Source organism: Streptomyces gobiensis (genome assembly GCF_021216675.1).
Classification (GTDB): Bacteria; Actinomycetota; Actinomycetes; order Streptomycetales; family Streptomycetaceae; genus Streptomyces; species Streptomyces gobiensis.
Window position 1 is genome coordinate 4,183,164 of sequence record NZ_CP086120.1, and the last position, 14,864, is coordinate 4,198,027.

General features: G+C 67.2%; 13 protein-coding genes and 1 CRISPR repeat array. Of the genes, 1 reads left to right on the forward strand and 12 read right to left on the reverse strand.

Going from position 1 to position 14,864, the window contains the following annotated elements:
* Window positions 1-14 precede the first annotated feature (14 nt).
* Complete coding sequence (locus test1122_RS19610) at window positions 15-1,583, reverse strand: M4 family metallopeptidase (protein WP_232271995.1); 1,569 nt, start codon at window positions 1,581-1,583, stop codon at window positions 15-17.
* A gap of 296 nt (window positions 1,584-1,879) precedes the next feature.
* Here test1122_RS19610 and test1122_RS19615 point away from each other — a divergent pair, with 296 nt between their 5' ends.
* A complete protein-coding gene (locus test1122_RS19615; protein WP_232270473.1) occupies window positions 1,880-3,109 on the forward strand; it encodes a serine hydrolase domain-containing protein in 1,230 nt (409 codons plus the stop codon).
* Between the two features lie 90 nt (window positions 3,110-3,199).
* On the opposite strand, the gene test1122_RS19620 is transcribed toward test1122_RS19615, so the two are convergent.
* From test1122_RS19620 to casB, 11 genes are all read right to left on the reverse strand, one after another.
* Window positions 3,200-5,014 (reverse strand): ABC transporter ATP-binding protein, encoded by a 1,815-nt coding sequence (locus test1122_RS19620; RefSeq protein ID WP_232270474.1) that lies wholly within the window; start codon window positions 5,012-5,014, stop codon window positions 3,200-3,202.
* Window positions 5,011-6,807 (reverse strand): ABC transporter ATP-binding protein, encoded by a 1,797-nt coding sequence (locus test1122_RS19625; RefSeq protein WP_232270475.1) that lies wholly within the window; start codon window positions 6,805-6,807, stop codon window positions 5,011-5,013. Before test1122_RS19625 ends, test1122_RS19620 begins: the two co-directional genes overlap by 4 nt.
* A 294-nt stretch (window positions 6,808-7,101) precedes the next feature.
* Complete coding sequence (locus test1122_RS19630; protein WP_232270476.1) at window positions 7,102-7,323, reverse strand: hypothetical protein; 222 nt, start codon at window positions 7,321-7,323, stop codon at window positions 7,102-7,104.
* Between the two features lie 491 nt (window positions 7,324-7,814).
* Window positions 7,815-8,333 (reverse strand): hypothetical protein, encoded by a 519-nt coding sequence (locus test1122_RS19635; RefSeq protein ID WP_232270477.1) that lies wholly within the window; start codon window positions 8,331-8,333, stop codon window positions 7,815-7,817.
* A 162-nt stretch (window positions 8,334-8,495) separates the two neighbouring features.
* Entirely contained in the window at window positions 8,496-9,698 is a 1,203-nt protein-coding gene (locus test1122_RS19640; RefSeq protein ID WP_232270478.1) for a helix-turn-helix domain-containing protein, read from the reverse strand.
* A 113-nt stretch (window positions 9,699-9,811) separates the two neighbouring features.
* Window positions 9,812-10,267: a CRISPR direct-repeat array (repeat unit 29 nt; unit sequence GGGACCATCCCCGCAGGCGCGGGGAGCAC).
* An 85-nt stretch (window positions 10,268-10,352) separates the two neighbouring features.
* The gene (cas2e, locus tag test1122_RS19645) at window positions 10,353-10,700 is read right to left on the reverse strand and encodes a type I-E CRISPR-associated endoribonuclease Cas2e (protein WP_232270479.1); all 348 of its coding nucleotides are present in this window, start codon (window positions 10,698-10,700) and stop codon (window positions 10,353-10,355) included.
* Complete coding sequence (cas1e, locus tag test1122_RS19650; RefSeq protein ID WP_232270480.1) at window positions 10,697-11,641, reverse strand: type I-E CRISPR-associated endonuclease Cas1e; 945 nt, start codon at window positions 11,639-11,641, stop codon at window positions 10,697-10,699. The genes cas2e and cas1e overlap by 4 nt, the downstream gene beginning before the upstream one ends.
* 3 nt (window positions 11,642-11,644) lie before the next feature.
* Window positions 11,645-12,352, reverse strand: a complete 708-nt coding sequence (cas6e, locus tag test1122_RS19655) for a type I-E CRISPR-associated protein Cas6/Cse3/CasE (protein WP_232270481.1) — start codon at window positions 12,350-12,352, stop codon at window positions 11,645-11,647.
* The gene (gene cas5e, locus test1122_RS19660) at window positions 12,352-13,050 is read right to left on the reverse strand and encodes a type I-E CRISPR-associated protein Cas5/CasD (RefSeq protein ID WP_232270482.1); all 699 of its coding nucleotides are present in this window, start codon (window positions 13,048-13,050) and stop codon (window positions 12,352-12,354) included. The genes cas6e and cas5e overlap by 1 nt, the downstream gene beginning before the upstream one ends.
* Window positions 13,047-14,234, reverse strand: coding sequence for a type I-E CRISPR-associated protein Cas7/Cse4/CasC (cas7e, locus tag test1122_RS19665; RefSeq protein ID WP_232270483.1), 1,188 nt, complete (start codon window positions 14,232-14,234; stop codon window positions 13,047-13,049). The genes cas5e and cas7e overlap by 4 nt, the downstream gene beginning before the upstream one ends.
* A complete protein-coding gene (casB, locus tag test1122_RS19670; RefSeq protein WP_232270484.1) occupies window positions 14,231-14,857 on the reverse strand; it encodes a type I-E CRISPR-associated protein Cse2/CasB in 627 nt (208 codons plus the stop codon). The genes cas7e and casB overlap by 4 nt, the downstream gene beginning before the upstream one ends.
* Window positions 14,858-14,864: the final 7 nt, after the last annotated feature.

Consider the following 14,864-nt stretch of genomic DNA (forward strand, 5'->3'; position numbering starts at 1 on the left):
GTGATACAGCTGATTCAGCCCTCGACCTTCACGGCCGTCCAGGCGGCCGCAACGGCCTTGGCCTCGGCGCTGTCCGCGCCGTAGAGGTCACTGGCGGCCGTGATGGTTGCCCGGCGGGCGTCCGCGTAGTTGGTTGTGGACGTCATCTGCTCGGTGAGCGCCTTGAACCAGATCTGCTCCGCCTTGTCGATCCCGATACCCTGCAGCGTCGAGCCGTCGGCGGTCGGGGAGTTGTACGTCACCCCGTTGATCTCCTTCTGCCCGCTGCCCTCGGCGAGCAGGAAGAAGAAGTGGTTGGCGATGCCCGAGGAGTAGTGGACATCGACATTGCCGGCGCCCGGCTTCCAGTAGTCGAGGGACTTGCCGTCCTTGGAGGGCTCGTCCATATACCGCAGCGGCTTGCCGTTGCCGAAGATGTCGATCAGCTCGCCCACGTGGTAGTCGGCCACATCGACATCGCTGCCGACATGGAACTCGACGGCCGCGGCGAAGATGTCGGAGGTGGCCTCGTTGAGGCCGCCGGACTCACCGGAGTAGATCAGCTTGGCGGTGGCCGAGGTGACTCCGTGGGTCATCTCGTGGGCCGCGACATCGACCGAGGTGAGCGGCTTTTCGTTGTTCGCGCCGTCACCGTAGGTCATACAGAAGCAGGAGTCCGACCAGAAGGCGTTGACGTAGTTGTTGCCATAGTGCACCCGGGTGAGGGCGGCGACACCGTCACCGCGGATGCCGTCGCGGCCGTGCACATCCTTGTAGTAGTCCCAGGTGGCACCGGCGCCGTAGTGCGCGTCGACGCCCGCGGTCTCCCGGTTGGCCGGGGTGCTGTCGCCCCAGATGTCCTGCTTGCTGGTGAACAGCCTGCCGTTCCCGCCCTGACCATTCCTCATGTCATGCGTCTTGCCACCGCCGCGTGCGGCGTCGGTGAGTGAGTACGAGCCCTCCGAGCCCGAAGTGCCGAGCTCCACCTTGCCGCTGTACTGGCTGTGGCCGACACCGTTGCGGATGGCCTGGTACTCAAAGATCTTCTTGCCGGTCCCGGCATCGGTGATGACATGCAGTTCACTGGGTGAGCCATCGTCCTGAACACCGCCGATGACCCTCTCCCAGGCGAGCGTTGGCTTGCCATCGGCCGCCCAGATCACTTTGCGCGGTGCCTGGCTGCCCTTCGCCTTTGAAGCGGCGGGCTTCTTCGCGGCCGGGGCCCGGGTGGACTTCACCGTGATTCTGGCGTTGGTCGACTTGGTGACGCGCTTGGTCTCGCCGGACTTCGTCTTGTGCACCACCAGATCGCCGCCGAGCACGGGGAGTCCGGCGTAGGTGCGCTCATAGCGGGTGTGAGTGTCCCCGTTGCGGTTCTTGATGACGCTGCGGACCTCGAGCTTCTCCTGTGCGCCGAGGCCCAGTTCAGCGGCGACAGCGGCCTTCGCGGAGCTGGCGTCCGCCGCCTTGATGAGGTCGCCGTACTGCGCGGCCGAGAGCGTGGCGGGCAGGGCACCCGTCTGGACGGGTGGTGCGGCACCGGCTGATCCGGTGGCCAGGCCGGCGGCGAGCATCGCGGCCGCAGCGACAAGCGCCGCGCTCATGGTGGCGCGGCGACGGTGCGGACGGCGGGGCAGGCCGGATATGGGTGATATGCGGGCGGAGTTGTGGGATGCAGGTCTCACATGGGCTCCTCAGGGATGTGGGGGGTGTCCCAGGTGCATGGCAGCGTCCCATGCAGGACGCGTACATGTCAGGAGGCTGAAAGCTGGTTGACCGGAATTCGTCCGTTCCCACAACTTCCTTGTCCGGTATGCGGATCAACCCTCTGGCGCTGCCATGCCGTCCCCCGTAGTGCAGCGGGACATCGCGTCCCCGCACCGAAACGGAGGGAACGTCCATGCATCAGCGAGCCATACGCACCCGCCATGCCATGACCGGGCTGGCGGCGGCATTAGCGCTGGGCGCCACCGCACTCACCGCCCCCGCACACGCGGCCACCGGGCCGGACCACGGGAACGACACCACACAGGCCGCCCTGGAGCGGATGGTCGAGAACGGCGCACCGGGCGTGGGCGCCATGTCGCACCGCCCGGACGGGACATGGTTCGGCCAGGCCGGCGCCGCTGACCTCGACACCGGCCGGGAGCGCACCGCCAAGGACCGCTTCCGGGCGGCCAGCATCACCAAGACCTTTATCGCCACCGTGCTGCTCCAGCTGGAGGCCGAGGGCAAGCTGAGCCTGGACGACACCGTCGAGGACTGGCTGCCGGGCGTTGTACAGGGCAATGGCAACGACGGCAGCAAGATCACGCTGCGTCAGCTGCTCCAGCACACCAGCGGACTCTTCAACTACACCGCCGACCCGGAAATGTGGGAGAGGTTCACCACCGGTTTCCCGCAGCACCGCTATGACACCTACAAGCCCAGGGAGCTGGTGTCCATCGCGCTCCAGCACCAGCCCGACTTCGAGCCGGGCAAGGGCTGGTCGTACTCGAATACGGGCTATGTGCTGGCCGGAATGGTCATCGAGGAGGCGACGGGCAAGCCGTATGCCAAGGCCGTTAAGCAGCGCGTCATCAAGCCGCTGAAGCTCAAGGAGACCTCCTTCCCCGGCACCCGGGTGACGCTGCCGCGTCCGCACGCGGTGGCCTACTCCAAGCTCTGGAGTGAGGATCCGGACGCCAAGATCCACGACGTCACCGAGCTCAACCCCTCCTGGGCGGGCGCGGCAGGCGAGATCGTCTCGACGACCGGCGACCTCAACCGCTTCTTCGGCGCGCTCCTGCGCGGTGAGCTGCTGCCCAGACCACAGCAGTCCGCGATGTTCAACACTGTGCCGGTGGGAGACGAGTTCCCCGGGGAGTACGGGCTCGGGATCTACTCCCTGAAGCTCTCCTGCGACAAGACCGTATGGGGCCATGGCGGAAGCCTCCATGGCTCGCTCTCCAACGTCCTCGGGACCAGGAACGGCGACCATGTGCTCACCGCCAATATGAACGGCGACTGGCTGCGGGACGAGCAGGCCTACAGCGATCTGTTCGAGGCGGAGTTCTGTGGAAAGAAGCCCGGCCCGGGCGGCAGCGGACCCGCGCTCAACGGATCGGCCAGGCAGAGCCCGCTGAGCTGAGCCAGCCCTTCCCGAAAACGGGCTGAGCCAGCCCTTCCGAAACGGCCCGCCCCCGCGGCTGAGCGCGCGGGGGCGGGCCAGGGCCGAAGATCAGCTGAGGCTGTCCCGCCAGGCCCGGTGCAGATCCGCAAAGCGGCCCCCAGCCCCCGCGATGAGTTCAGCGGGCGTCCCGTCCTCGACAATCCGGCCGTCCGCCATCACCAGGACCCGGTCAGCGATCTCGACCGTGGACAGCCGGTGCGCGATGACCACCGACGTACGGCCCCGGAGCACCGTACGCATGGCCTGCTGGACCGCCCGCTCACCGGGAATGTCGAGCGAGGAGGTCGCCTCATCCAGGATGAGCACCGCCGGATCGGCCAGCAGAGCCCGGGCGAAGGAGACCAACTGCCGCTGGCCCGCCGAAATCCGGCCGCCACGCTTACGGACATCGGTGTCGTAACCATCCGGGAGAGCCGTGATGAAGTCATGTGCCCCAATCGCCTTCGCGGCGCGCTCGATCTCCTCCCGGCTGGCGTCGGGGAGGCCGATGGCGATGTTCTCCGCGACCGTGCCGGAGAACAAGAACGCCTCCTGGGTCACCATGACCACACCCCGGCGCAGCTCCGGCAAGGCCAGCTCCCGCAGATCGGTGCCGTCCAGCAGCACCCGGCCGCGGGTCGGCTCGTAGAACCGGGCCAGCAGCTTGGCCAGCGTCGACTTCCCCGCACCGGTCGCACCGACCACCGCCACCAGCTGCCCGGCGGACAGCGTGAGATCAAAGCGCGGCAGCACCTCGCCGCCGGTGCGATAGGCGAACCGGACCCCGTCGAAGACCACCTCGCGGCCCGGAAGCTCGCTCGCCCGCTCCGGCAGCGGCTTGGGGTCCGCCGGCTCCGGAACCCCCGGCTCCTGGGCGAGCAGCCCGGCGATCTTCTCCAGCGAAGCAGCGGCGGACTGATAGGAGTTGAGAAACATGCCCAGCCGGTCGATCGGGTCGTACAGCCGCCGCAGATAGAGCGCGGCGGCGGCCAGCACACCCAGCGCGAGCCTGCCGTCGGCGACTCGGTAAGCCCCCCACAGGACCATGGCGGCGACGACAATATTGGCGGTCAGTCGGGAGAGCACCACATAGCGGGCCATCTCGAGAATCGAGTCGCCGTTGACCCGCAGATGCTGGCCGTTGAGCTCCCGGAAGGCCGCGTCATTGGCGCCCTCCCTGCGGAAGGACTTCACCGGCCGAATGCCGTTCATGGTCTCCGCGAACTTTACGATGACGGCCGCGATCGCCGTGGACCGCTTGCGGAAGACCCGCATGGAGCGATGCTGGAAGTTCCGTACGAGGAGATAGAGCGGCACGAAGGACAGCAACGCCGCACCACCCAGCCCCAGGTCGAGATAGAGCAGCATCGCGGAGATATAGACGACGGAAACGACGACGCCCAGCAGCTCCTGCAATCCCTCATCAAGCAGCTCCCGCAGCGACTCCACATCAGTCGTCGACCGGGAGATCAACCGCCCCGAGGTGTAACGGTCGTGGAAATCCACGCTGAGCGCCTGGGCATGCCGGTAGATCCGGCCGCGCAGCTCCAGCAGCACGCGCTGGTTGATACGCGCGGCAGCCCGCACAAAGGCGTACTGAAATCCGCCCGACAGCGCGGCACAGAGCAGATACGCCGCCGCAACGGTGATCAGCGGCCCATAGTCATCGGCGCGCAGCGCCGGTACGGCACGGTCGATGGCGTACGCGACCAGCAGCGGACCAGCCTGCACGGCGGCCTGCTGGAACAGCAGCAACAGCGCCGCGACGGCCACCCGGCGCCGGTGCGGGGCCAGCAGCGACCCGAGCAGCCGCCGGGACGCCCCGTCAGGGGCGGGCAGCACATCCCGGTCGAACGGGTCGTCGGCCTGCTCGGTGCTGCTCAACGCTCCTCCCCGTGACCCTCACCGGACATCAGATGGCGGTACTCCGCGCTGTCGCGCAGCAGCCGGTGATGGTCGCCGACGGCGGCTATCCGGCCCCCGGAGAGCAGCGCGACCCGGTCGGCGAGCAGCACGGTGGAGGGCCGGTGCGCGACCACCAGAGCCGTGGTCGTCGCCAGCACCTCGCGCAGCGCGGCCCCCACCCGGGCCTCGGTATGCACATCCAGCGCGGACAGCGGGTCATCCAGCACCAGAAAGCGGGGCCGTCCGACGACGGCCCGGGCCAGCGCGAGCCGCTGCCGCTGGCCTCCGGACAGGCTGAGTCCCTGCTCACCGACCTGGGTGTCGACCCCGCGCGGCAGCGCGTCCACAAACTCCTCGGCCTGCGCGATACGCAGCGCACGGCGCAGGTCATCATCGCCCGCGCCCGCCGCCCCCATCAGCACGTTCTCCCGCACCGACGCAGAGAACAGCGTCGGCTCCTCAAACGCCACCGCCACCATGGCCCGTAGCTCGGGCCGGGAAAGCGTGGCGATATCGGTGCCATCGACCGTGATCCGCCCACCGGTCACCTCATGCAGCCGTGGCACCAGCGCGGTGAGCGTCGTCTTCCCGCTGCCGGTCGCCCCAACGAGCGCCATGGTCTCCCCGGACCGGATATGCAGATCGACCCCGTCCAACACGGCCGGTGAGCCCTCCGCGGCATCGGGAAACCGAAACCGTACCCCCGCAAACCGCAGCCCGTCCCCGCCCTTCTCCACCGCACTGCCACCCTTGGCACACACCTGGGCCGGAACCTCCGCATCCATCACCTCGAAGTAGCGATCCGTCGCCGTCGCCGCCTCATTGCTCATGGCGAGCAGAAACCCGATCGACTCAACCGGCCAGCGCAGCGCGAGCGCCGTGGACAGAAAGGCGACCAGCGTGCCCGCCGAGAGCCCGCCATCGGCGACCTGCACTGTGCCGAGCACCAGCGCCGCCCCGAGCGCCAGCTCCGGAAGAGTCATGATGAGCGCCCAGATCCCCGCCAGCAGCCGCGCCTTGTGCAACTCCGTGCCCAGCAGCCGCTGGGAGAGCCCCAGGAAGGCCCGAGCCTGACTGCGGTGCCGCCCAAATCCCTTGATGATGCGGACGCCGAGCACCGCCTCCTCGACAACGGTCGTCACATCACCGACCTGGTCCTGCGCCTTACGCGCCACCACGAAGTACCGCTTCTCAAAAACCGAGCAGAGCGCCACCAGCGGCACCACCGGAGCCAGCACCACCAGCCCCAGCGTCCAGTCCTGGGCGAGCAGAATGACGCAGCCGATCACAATCGTCACGCCGTTGATCACCAAGAAGGTCAACGGAAAGGCGAGGAACATCCGCAGCAGCTGCAGGTCCGTAGTGCCCCGGGACAGCAACTGCCCACTGGGCCACCGGTCATGAAAGGCAACCGGCAGCCGCTGCAGATGCCGATACAGATCCGCCCGCATCGCCGCTTCCACCCCAGCGAGCGGCCGCGCCACCAACCACCGCCGCACCCCAAAAAGCCCCGCCTCCGCCACCCCCACCAACAGCAGCAGCCCCCCACCGAGCCACACCCCACCGGTATCCCGCTCGGCAACCGGACCATCAATGATCCACTTCAACACCAGCGGAATAGCCAGCCCCATAAACGACGCGGCGATCCCCACAACCGCCGCTGTGGCCAACCGCGCCCGCACGGGCCGCACGTACGGCCACAGCCGTAAGAGCGACCGCACAGCGGAGCGTCGATCCTCTGCGGAGGAAGCGGCAGCGGCAGCGGCAGTCATCAGCACCGAGACTACGGTTCGCCACTGTCACACTTCACTGGGTTTTTGGGCCTAGACCCTTGGCCCTACGCCACTGAACGCGCCCATATCCGCTGGGGCGCTGAAGGGTCGCCCACGGCCACGGACTCCAGGTTCATCGCGCAGCTCGCCTGATGGACCGGCAGCGGGCGCACGCACAGGGCGGGTAGCTGATGGAGTCGGGAAGGAGCGCAGGATCCCCCGCCCTGAACTCCCGAGGCTCCCGGACCGTGACGCGGCGGCCGTCCGGACGTACCCGGTAAACCTTGATCGTCATCATGGCTGCTGCTCACCACCGTCAAGGAGCTGCCGCAGCTGCTCGCCCGCGAAGGTGATCGCCAGGGCTTCCACCAGGGCGCTGTCCCGGTCGATCCAGCGCAGCCCCAGAGTATCCTGGTGCAGGCCATCGTGACCAGCTCGAAGGACACAGGGGATGTGACCCCCGTCTGTGCATCGGTGGTCGGGACGCTTGGAGCCGCACAGCCGATCGCCGCTCATCGAGCACCCCCGTGCAGGACACGCTGGTCAAGGTCGATACCGAGATACACGGCCGCGTAGAGCACCCGGCGACGCTCCTGCTGCTCATGCGCCAGCAAGTACGGCCTTACAAGCGGTTGGGCGTCCATGTACAACGGGCCCTCCGGAAGGCCGTAGGGGCTGCGATGCCGGGGCAGCGCTGCGGGGCTCTCTGGGCGCGGTGGTACTGGTGGTCGCGGAGGGACGTCGTCGTGACCGGCGCCTGTCGGGCGCCACTCCTCCAGCCCGTAAAGGGCTGCGATCGCTGCTCTCGCCAAAGCGATCAGGGCATGGATAATGCGCATGTCGGTCTGCTCCATTCAGATCGGCCACGCCCCGGGAGGTCTGCGGCCTCGCCGGGGTCTCCTTGTGGCCTGGTGATGAACCGGTCACGTCCTGGGCCCGAAGGCATCAGTCACTGATCGGCGATTGCGGTCTGGGGCGAGCGGCACCCGCCAGTGCAGGCCGGGTCGTCACCGCCTCCCGCCAGCGTCCGGGGGCAGCTTCGTGACGTCCAGCCCGTCCGGCAGTGCCCACGGCTCTGCTTCCGGCAGCAGCGGCATTACGGCTTCGCCAGTGGTGATTCCGTCACCGCACTCCTCGACAGGAGACGTACCGGTGGACGCGTAGACGGCGAATCCGTCGTGGCTACGAAGCCAGGCGGCCACCTGGCCCCGCTCGTCCGGGCTGCCACCGCACATGTCCGGCGTCGCGGTGACGATGCCCTGAGCCTGACCTGTTTCAATCATGCTCCGCACCCGCGCCCAGCCGGTACGGCTGTCGAGGGGCAGGCTGACCGCCGCACGGTCTATGACCTCTACGACCGGTACCCAGTACCGCGCGTCGGCGTAATCGCGGGCAGCTTGGAGCATCTTGGACTCGGGGCCGCCGGGCAGAACGCAAACGTAGATCACCACGGCAGTGCGCTGGAAACCAGACGACGCGTCCGCGATGGCACGCCGCCTCATGACTTGGTGCGGAGTCCTGCCCATTGACGTCTCCCTTCACGGTGCAAGACATCGTGACGGGACATCAACTGTCTGTGAACGGATGGACTGTAGGGCCTGGCTTAACTCGTTGAGGCTCTTCTCCTACGGCCCGTGACAGACCTCTGGAGCCTCACCGCAGGAGGTACCACGAACTGTGGTACTCGGTCACCGTAGAGCCAGCGGTACTCCGATGGTCCGTGAGATTTGCCGTGCCTTGTGCGTCGCGTGGTCCGCGATCCGCTGGTTGACTACACCCACCAGTGCCTGATGGCGCGCCCACTCTGGCCGCTCGGCGATGACCGCCAACAGAGTGTCCGCCGCGCGGTCCCATAGCTTCGCCTCAGCCTGGGCCAGCGCCACCGACAGCATGTAGCGCAGACGCGGCACATCCCTGAGCTGGTCGACGCCCTGGGTCGATTTGATGAGCTTGATGGCCTTGCCGATCTCTCCGAGCGCCAATGCCACCGTGACGGCCTCCGTGCCTGCCGTCGCCTGCCCAAACGTCGTCTCGTACGGGTCGATTTCACCATCGACCCGCGCTGCCGCAGCATGCGCCTGGCTCAGATAGTCGCGCGCACGCTCCTTGTCCTCCAGCCGTGAGGAGGCGACTGCGGCCCGAATCATCAATTTTCCGTACACCGCCAACCGGGCCTGGTCGTTCTGCGAGAACGAGGGCTCGATCTGTGACGCTGCGCCCAGAGAGAGGGAGATGGCATCAGCCAGACGGCCGTCCCGCATCAACACCCATGCCAGAGTGGTGTTCTGCGCTGCGTACAGCAACTCGTCACTCGCCCGCTCGGCAGAAGTCTTCGCATGAGTCATCGCCGCGTAGGACAGGTTCCGGGAGCCGAGCGAGTTCCCGACGCGGGCAGCAATCCGGTAGGCATCCGCAAGGATCCGCATCGCCTCGTCCCGCTCCGACCCTGAGCCACTGTCCGCCAGCGCGGTTGTCTCCATCATCAGCTGGGGCAGGATGCTGGCCGTCTCAACGTGCTCGCCTTTCCAGTAGTGGAGGCTCGCTTTCCCGAGCGCGGCCCGCAGGGAAGGAATGTCACTGGGAACCATGCCGTCGGGGAAGAGCTTCAGCGCGCTGTTGTGGACGGCGGACTCGATATGGCGAAGTGCGGCCCGGTCCGTCATGGTCATCGCGTGACGCGGACCCTGTTGGCCCAGGATCACGCTGATATCCACCTTCAGCGCGCTGGCCAGCCGCAGCAGCGACCCGATCGATGCCTTGGAGGTCTGCTCAACTTTCTGGATCAGTGAGAGAGAAAGCCCTGTGGCGTTGGCGAGGCCCTGCTGGGTCATCTCCTGCCCGCGCAGAAAGCGGACTCGTTCCCCTGTCGTGTAGTCAGACCATTGCGGCATAGTCAGCTCCGTTCTGACGTAGACACTCAGGACGGTACTCCCAACTTTGTTTACGGGTACAGCAGACGGCCCTGGCGCATGTCACGAGAGGCCGTCGTGCTGCTACACCGGTTGGTGCCATCCCCGCAAGCGCGGGGAGCACGGCGGCAGCCATCTCCCGGCGGGCCCGGTCACGGGACCATCCCCGCAGGCGCGGGGAGCACACCAGCGTGACCGTCTTCGACGCTACATCGTCGGGACCATCCCCGCAGGCGCGGCGAGCACCGTTCCCCAGAGCCGTTGTCACAGCAACCGTGGGGACCATCCCCGCAGGCGCGGGGAGCACCCAGCCACATACAGCCACCAGGCATCGCACTGGGGACCATCCCCGCAGGCGCGGGGAGCACCTCCAGTCCCATGTCATGCCTGATCTGGAGATGGGACCATCCCCGCAGGCGCGGGGAGCACTCCCCGAACGGCTGTGCGCTTGTCTGCGGCCCGGGACCATCCCCGCAGGCGCGGGGAGCACGAGGAGGTCTGCGGACCTTGTGGTGCCGTCTCGGGACCATCCCCGCAGGCGCGGGGAGCACACTTCGTGACCTGCGTGTTTAGGGTGGCGGGGCGCGGGTTTTGAGTACTTTCCGAGAGTCGGGCATATCGGGCGTGAACCTCCTCCTAGCGGTTGCCGAAGCGACGGCGCTTGGATGCCTTGCTCCAGCCGCGCTGTGGGATCGCCGAGGTCGCAGATTGCTCCTTTGGGCGGCGGATCAGGGTGAGGCCTTCGTGGTTTGTTGGGTGCCACTTGTGGTCGTGGGTCTCGAAGGTGTAGCCCTGTTCATTGTTGGTGTTGTAGGCCAGCAAGGCGCGGCCGTTGCCCGCGTACTGCTTTACCTCCGTCCACAGGGCTTCGCGGATACGGGCGGATGGTCCGCCGATGAAGACGCCGGGGGAGATCTCCAACAGCCAGCGGGTGAGGAAGCCACGTAGGCCTGCTGGGCAGTTGGTGAGCACGATGACCGTCACCAGACCACTCCGTCGCCATAGTTGCGGCCGGAATCCACTTCCAAACCGCGATCGGCTTGGAGGGTGACGCGGTCCGTGGCGTCGCCGGGGAGGTCGGTGTCAGGGAGCAGGAGTTTCTTGATGTCGGTCACGCATCGGTCCAGCAGTTGTGTTTCGTTGACGCGGTCGCGGAGGGCGCGGCGGGTGCGAGCGCCTACCTCTTCGGGGTCTTCTGCCGCCACCTCAAAGGCGACGGGGATGCCTATCTCGGTTTTATAGAGGTCGGCTATGTCCAGGACAAACGACAGTTCATGCCCGGAGTGGATAAAGCCGAGCCCTGGTGCGCAGCCCAGGGCGGCGGTGACGGCCTGAGCAATTCCGTACATGCACTGGGCTGCTGCGGTGATGCCTTGATTGAGTGAATCTCCGGCGGTGAAGTCGCCGGGGACGTACTGACGGCCATGCCAGGGGATGCCGACTCTGGCGGCCTCCTTGCGGTAGAAGTCCTTGACTCGTTGGCCTTCCCTGCCCAGAAGCTCCTGGCGGTTCAGGCCCGCCGGGTCCTCGTCCGGGAAGCGCATCTTGTACATGGCTCGGGCCACATCAAGCCGGGTGCGGCGGTTGGCCCACTTGGTGGCCTGGGCCTCGACTAGGGCGGACGAGCGGGTCAGAGCACGGCCGCCAGCGTAGAAGCGGACCCCGTGTTCCCCCACCCACACCACGCCAGCCCCACATTCGCCGAGCACACTCATCGCCTGGTGAGTGACGCGGGTGCCGGGGCCCAGCAGCAGAGTTCCGATGGTGGCGGAGGGGATGTGGGTGGTGCCGTCTGCGTCCTCGGCCGTGATGGCGTTGGCGTCGCGGTGGATCGTGCACCGCTCCAGGTAGATGAAGGAGAGTCGGTCTCCGGCGCGGGTGAGCTCGCGTGGGGATGAGGTGCGGCGCTGGCTAACGCTTGCCATGCCTCACCCCACCGGGGCCAGGGTCATCAGGCCGCAGCCGTATGCCTTGGCCCGGCCCAGGCCTGCGGTGAGAGTACGGCGCAGAGCGTTGGGGTCCGTGACCTCCAAGTGGCCGTCGAAGGTGGCAATGGCCAGGGAGACGGTTCTCTTCCGCTGCGCTTTCTCGTCGGTCTTGCCAAAGGCGAGATTGCGGCGATCGTGGACGGTCAGCGCGTATTCGTCGGTCTCAGGAAGATGACGTTGCTCTGGTGGTTTTTCCGCTATCCGGAATCCTGCTGCTTCCTGGCGCTCCAGCAGCCAGCTCATCTGGTGTCGTGGTGTGATGTGCGCGGTGTGTTTGGTTGGTTCGCCTGCTTTTCGGCGGATGCTGTGCACCGGGTTGGCGGTGATGCGGAATGACCAGAACTGACCTGTGGTGAGCCGGGAGAGGAACGGGCCGTAATCGTAGGTCTGCCATGTCGTCGCCGTGGTGGGCCAGCCCGCCTGCTCAACCAGGTGGGTGAGGTCGGGCTTCGGTGGGCTGACGATATAGAGGATCACCTCGGCCTTGGCGTTGTGGTCGATCCGCCAGAGCACACGCGGGCCGCCGTCGGGGGTGGTCAGCACCTCGGCGAAGGAGGACATCACGGCGGCGTGCAGGGCCTGGGGTGATGACAGCAGCCGACGGGCCCCGATGCGCGCGGTGTTGATGCGGAAGCGGGTGAGGTACATCAGTCACCTCCCAGCACGGCCGTCGGGTCGTGATCGGGGCGCGCGGGCACCGGGACGGTATCCGTGCGGACGCCGCGCAGGGCGTAGCGGCGGTGTCTTGGGTCAAAGCTGAGGGGCTGGTCGCGGAGGCTGTCGACCGGGGCATCTGCGTCGCCGTCGTGTGGGGTGGCTTCGATGAGCCACTCGAGATACGGTTCGCGCCGATGGCGGCGCTTGTACCACTCGGCGGCGCGCCAAGGCTCCCGCGCCAGGATCTCTTCCAGGCCCCGGTCGTGGTAGACACCGAGATCGACAGGGTGGGCGGGCGGGCAGGAGCGGCGCCCCAGGTAGGGCAGGTAGACCGGGTCCCGCAGCGCTCGATGCAGCTCGTTGACCAGAGCGTCATCGCCCTCGACGGCCGCGACGAATACGGCGTCGGCCAGGTAAAAGCGCTCGGACAGCGGCATGGATTTACCCGTGTCGAAGTGCTGCGCGGTCTGGTAGTCCCGTACGCGTCTGCCGGGCTGGTCAACCCGCACCCCGAAGCGCAGTGCGGCCAAGTCCGTGAGGTCGGCGCCGCGCTCACGTCCCTGCGCGGCGGCGAGCAGCCCGATGACACCGCTCTTGGTGGGGGCGGACTCGGTGGTGCGCCGGGCGAACCGAGCCGAGGCTCCCCACGATTGCAGGGGGCCCGCCAGTTGGAGCACCAGGACGCTCATTCCACGGCCTCCTGGCGCTGGGCGACCGCCGCGCCGACACCGGAGACCAGCTCGGTCAGGTTCGTCTCCGTGCCGAGACCGGCGAGTTTCTCTGTATTCTCCCCGACACGCAGCACCCAGGTGGGGGTTCCGTCCTCGGCGCCGTAGCTGCTCTCGACGTCGGGGATGTAGGACGCGAGCCTGTCGCAAGCTGTCCGGAGGTGGCCGGTGCCCGGTAGTACCGGCTCCTCGAAGGCCGCGACGAAGCTGATGGGACGGGAGGAGCGGAGCTTGACGATGACCGCGTCGGGCAGCGTGTGGTTGCCGAAGGTGTTGAGCTTGCCGGTGGGCAGCGAGGTGATGAAGCCCTGGACGAACGCCTCGACGGCTCGGCGCACTGGCTCGGTGTCCGGCTCGTCTTCGCGTAGCCCCATACCCAGGTTCTTACGCAGCAGGTCAACGTCCAGAGCGGCGTACCGGTAGAGAGTGGCGGAGTTGAACTCGACGGTGCCGATCATTCCCGCGCCAGGCTCGGCGTCCGTGTTGCGGTCGTCAACGGCGGTGTAGTAGTCGGATTCATTCTCCACCGCGTGCACGCTGATGGCGTGCGCGACCTGAGCGGCGGCGTCGACGTTGATGTCGGCGCCGTCAGCGACCATACGGCCGAAGAGAGCGATGTCGACCGAGTGCCGAGTGTTGGCGATCTCTTTGGCCTGGCTTCTGTTCTCCTTCTCCTTGAGGAATGCCTTGATGTCGGCGCTCCCCTTAATGGCCAGCTCGGCCAGGCCGTCCAGCTGGCGGGCGCTGAGGAACATCAAGTAAGAGGATTCAGGAGCGGGCTCGTCCTCCCCCTTCTTTTTCGACGACTCTGCCTTCCGCTTGGGCACTTCGATCTTGGAGCCGGTGGCGGCCTGGACGGTCTCCGCCGCCAGTTTCAGCGCTTCGGTTGCCTCGATGGACGTGTCGAGCCCGTGAATACGCTCGGCCAGCAGTTCGGCTACCCGTTTGGTCCGCACGCCCAGCTCGCTGGGGTCCAGGAGATCGTCGAAGGCCCGGCGAGTGGCACGCTTCCATGCCTGACTGGAGACCCGTGATCGGCGCACGCCGCCGTAGAAAGCAGTCTTGGGCGCCCCGGTGTCGTCCCGGTTGAGGTTGCTCGGCGGAACGGTTTGCAGCACGTGCAAATCGAGGATGGTACGGCTCACGAGGCGTCCTTGTCGGTTGGAGTGTCGTCTTTCTTCGGCTGGTAGGCGTGGAAGCTGCGGCCCCATGCCTGGCGGACCTTGAGCATCCCGCCGGGCCGCTGTGCCTGGTAAAGCCGGTCCGCGAGCTTGCCGTAGTCGAGTGGTATCGCGTCGCGCCGCAGAAGGGTGGTGATCTCCCGTAGCCGATAGGCGAGTACATTTGACGTGGTCGCGGCGCCCGCTCGTACGAACCGCTTGCGGACCGGTTCGTCGATCTCGCCGCCCCGCATCAGCTGACGTACGGCCTCGCCCAGCTCAGGTCCAGGCTGGTGCATCTTGTCGTGGTGGGACTGCTGGTGCAGGGCGTAGAGGGTGACGGCGATGTGGACGGCGGACTCGGCTCGGGTCGCCTCCTCTTCGGGAAGTGGACCGTCCTGGTAGAGCAGTTCAGTCCCGGTCAGAGCCCACAGCTCCGGTACCTCCTCTGGCGTTTTTCCCGCGCCGCGCCGCAGCTGTGCCAGGCGGGCGACCGCTTCACTACGGTCGGTGAGATAGCCCTGCTGGAGTGGCCTCAGGTATTCCTCGACGGTGGTGCCCGCCAGGCCCAGAGGGAAACGTCTGGCGGGTGGGACGGCTGTGGTCACCGGCGGG

Bases quoted from the DNA above. Each gene is read 5' to 3' on its own strand.
- cas6e (WP_232270481.1), bottom strand. From the start codon at position 12,352: ATGTACCTCACCCGCTTCCGCATCAACACCGCGCGCATCGGGGCCCGT.
- test1122_RS19610 (WP_232271995.1), bottom strand. From the start codon at position 1,583: ATGAGCGCGGCGCTTGTCGCTGCGGCCGCGATGCTCGCCGCCGGCCTG.
- test1122_RS19615 (WP_232270473.1), top strand. From the start codon at position 1,880: ATGCATCAGCGAGCCATACGCACCCGCCATGCCATGACCGGGCTGGCG.
- test1122_RS19635 (WP_232270477.1), bottom strand. From the start codon at position 8,333: ATGGGCAGGACTCCGCACCAAGTCATGAGGCGGCGTGCCATCGCGGAC.
- test1122_RS19630 (WP_232270476.1), bottom strand. From the start codon at position 7,323: ATGAGCGGCGATCGGCTGTGCGGCTCCAAGCGTCCCGACCACCGATGC.
- cas1e (WP_232270480.1), bottom strand. From the start codon at position 11,641: ATGGCAAGCGTTAGCCAGCGCCGCACCTCATCCCCACGCGAGCTCACC.
- test1122_RS19625 (WP_232270475.1), bottom strand. From the start codon at position 6,807: ATGACTGCCGCTGCCGCTGCCGCTTCCTCCGCAGAGGATCGACGCTCC.
- test1122_RS19640 (WP_232270478.1), bottom strand. From the start codon at position 9,698: ATGCCGCAATGGTCTGACTACACGACAGGGGAACGAGTCCGCTTTCTG.
- cas5e (WP_232270482.1), bottom strand. From the start codon at position 13,050: ATGAGCGTCCTGGTGCTCCAACTGGCGGGCCCCCTGCAATCGTGGGGA.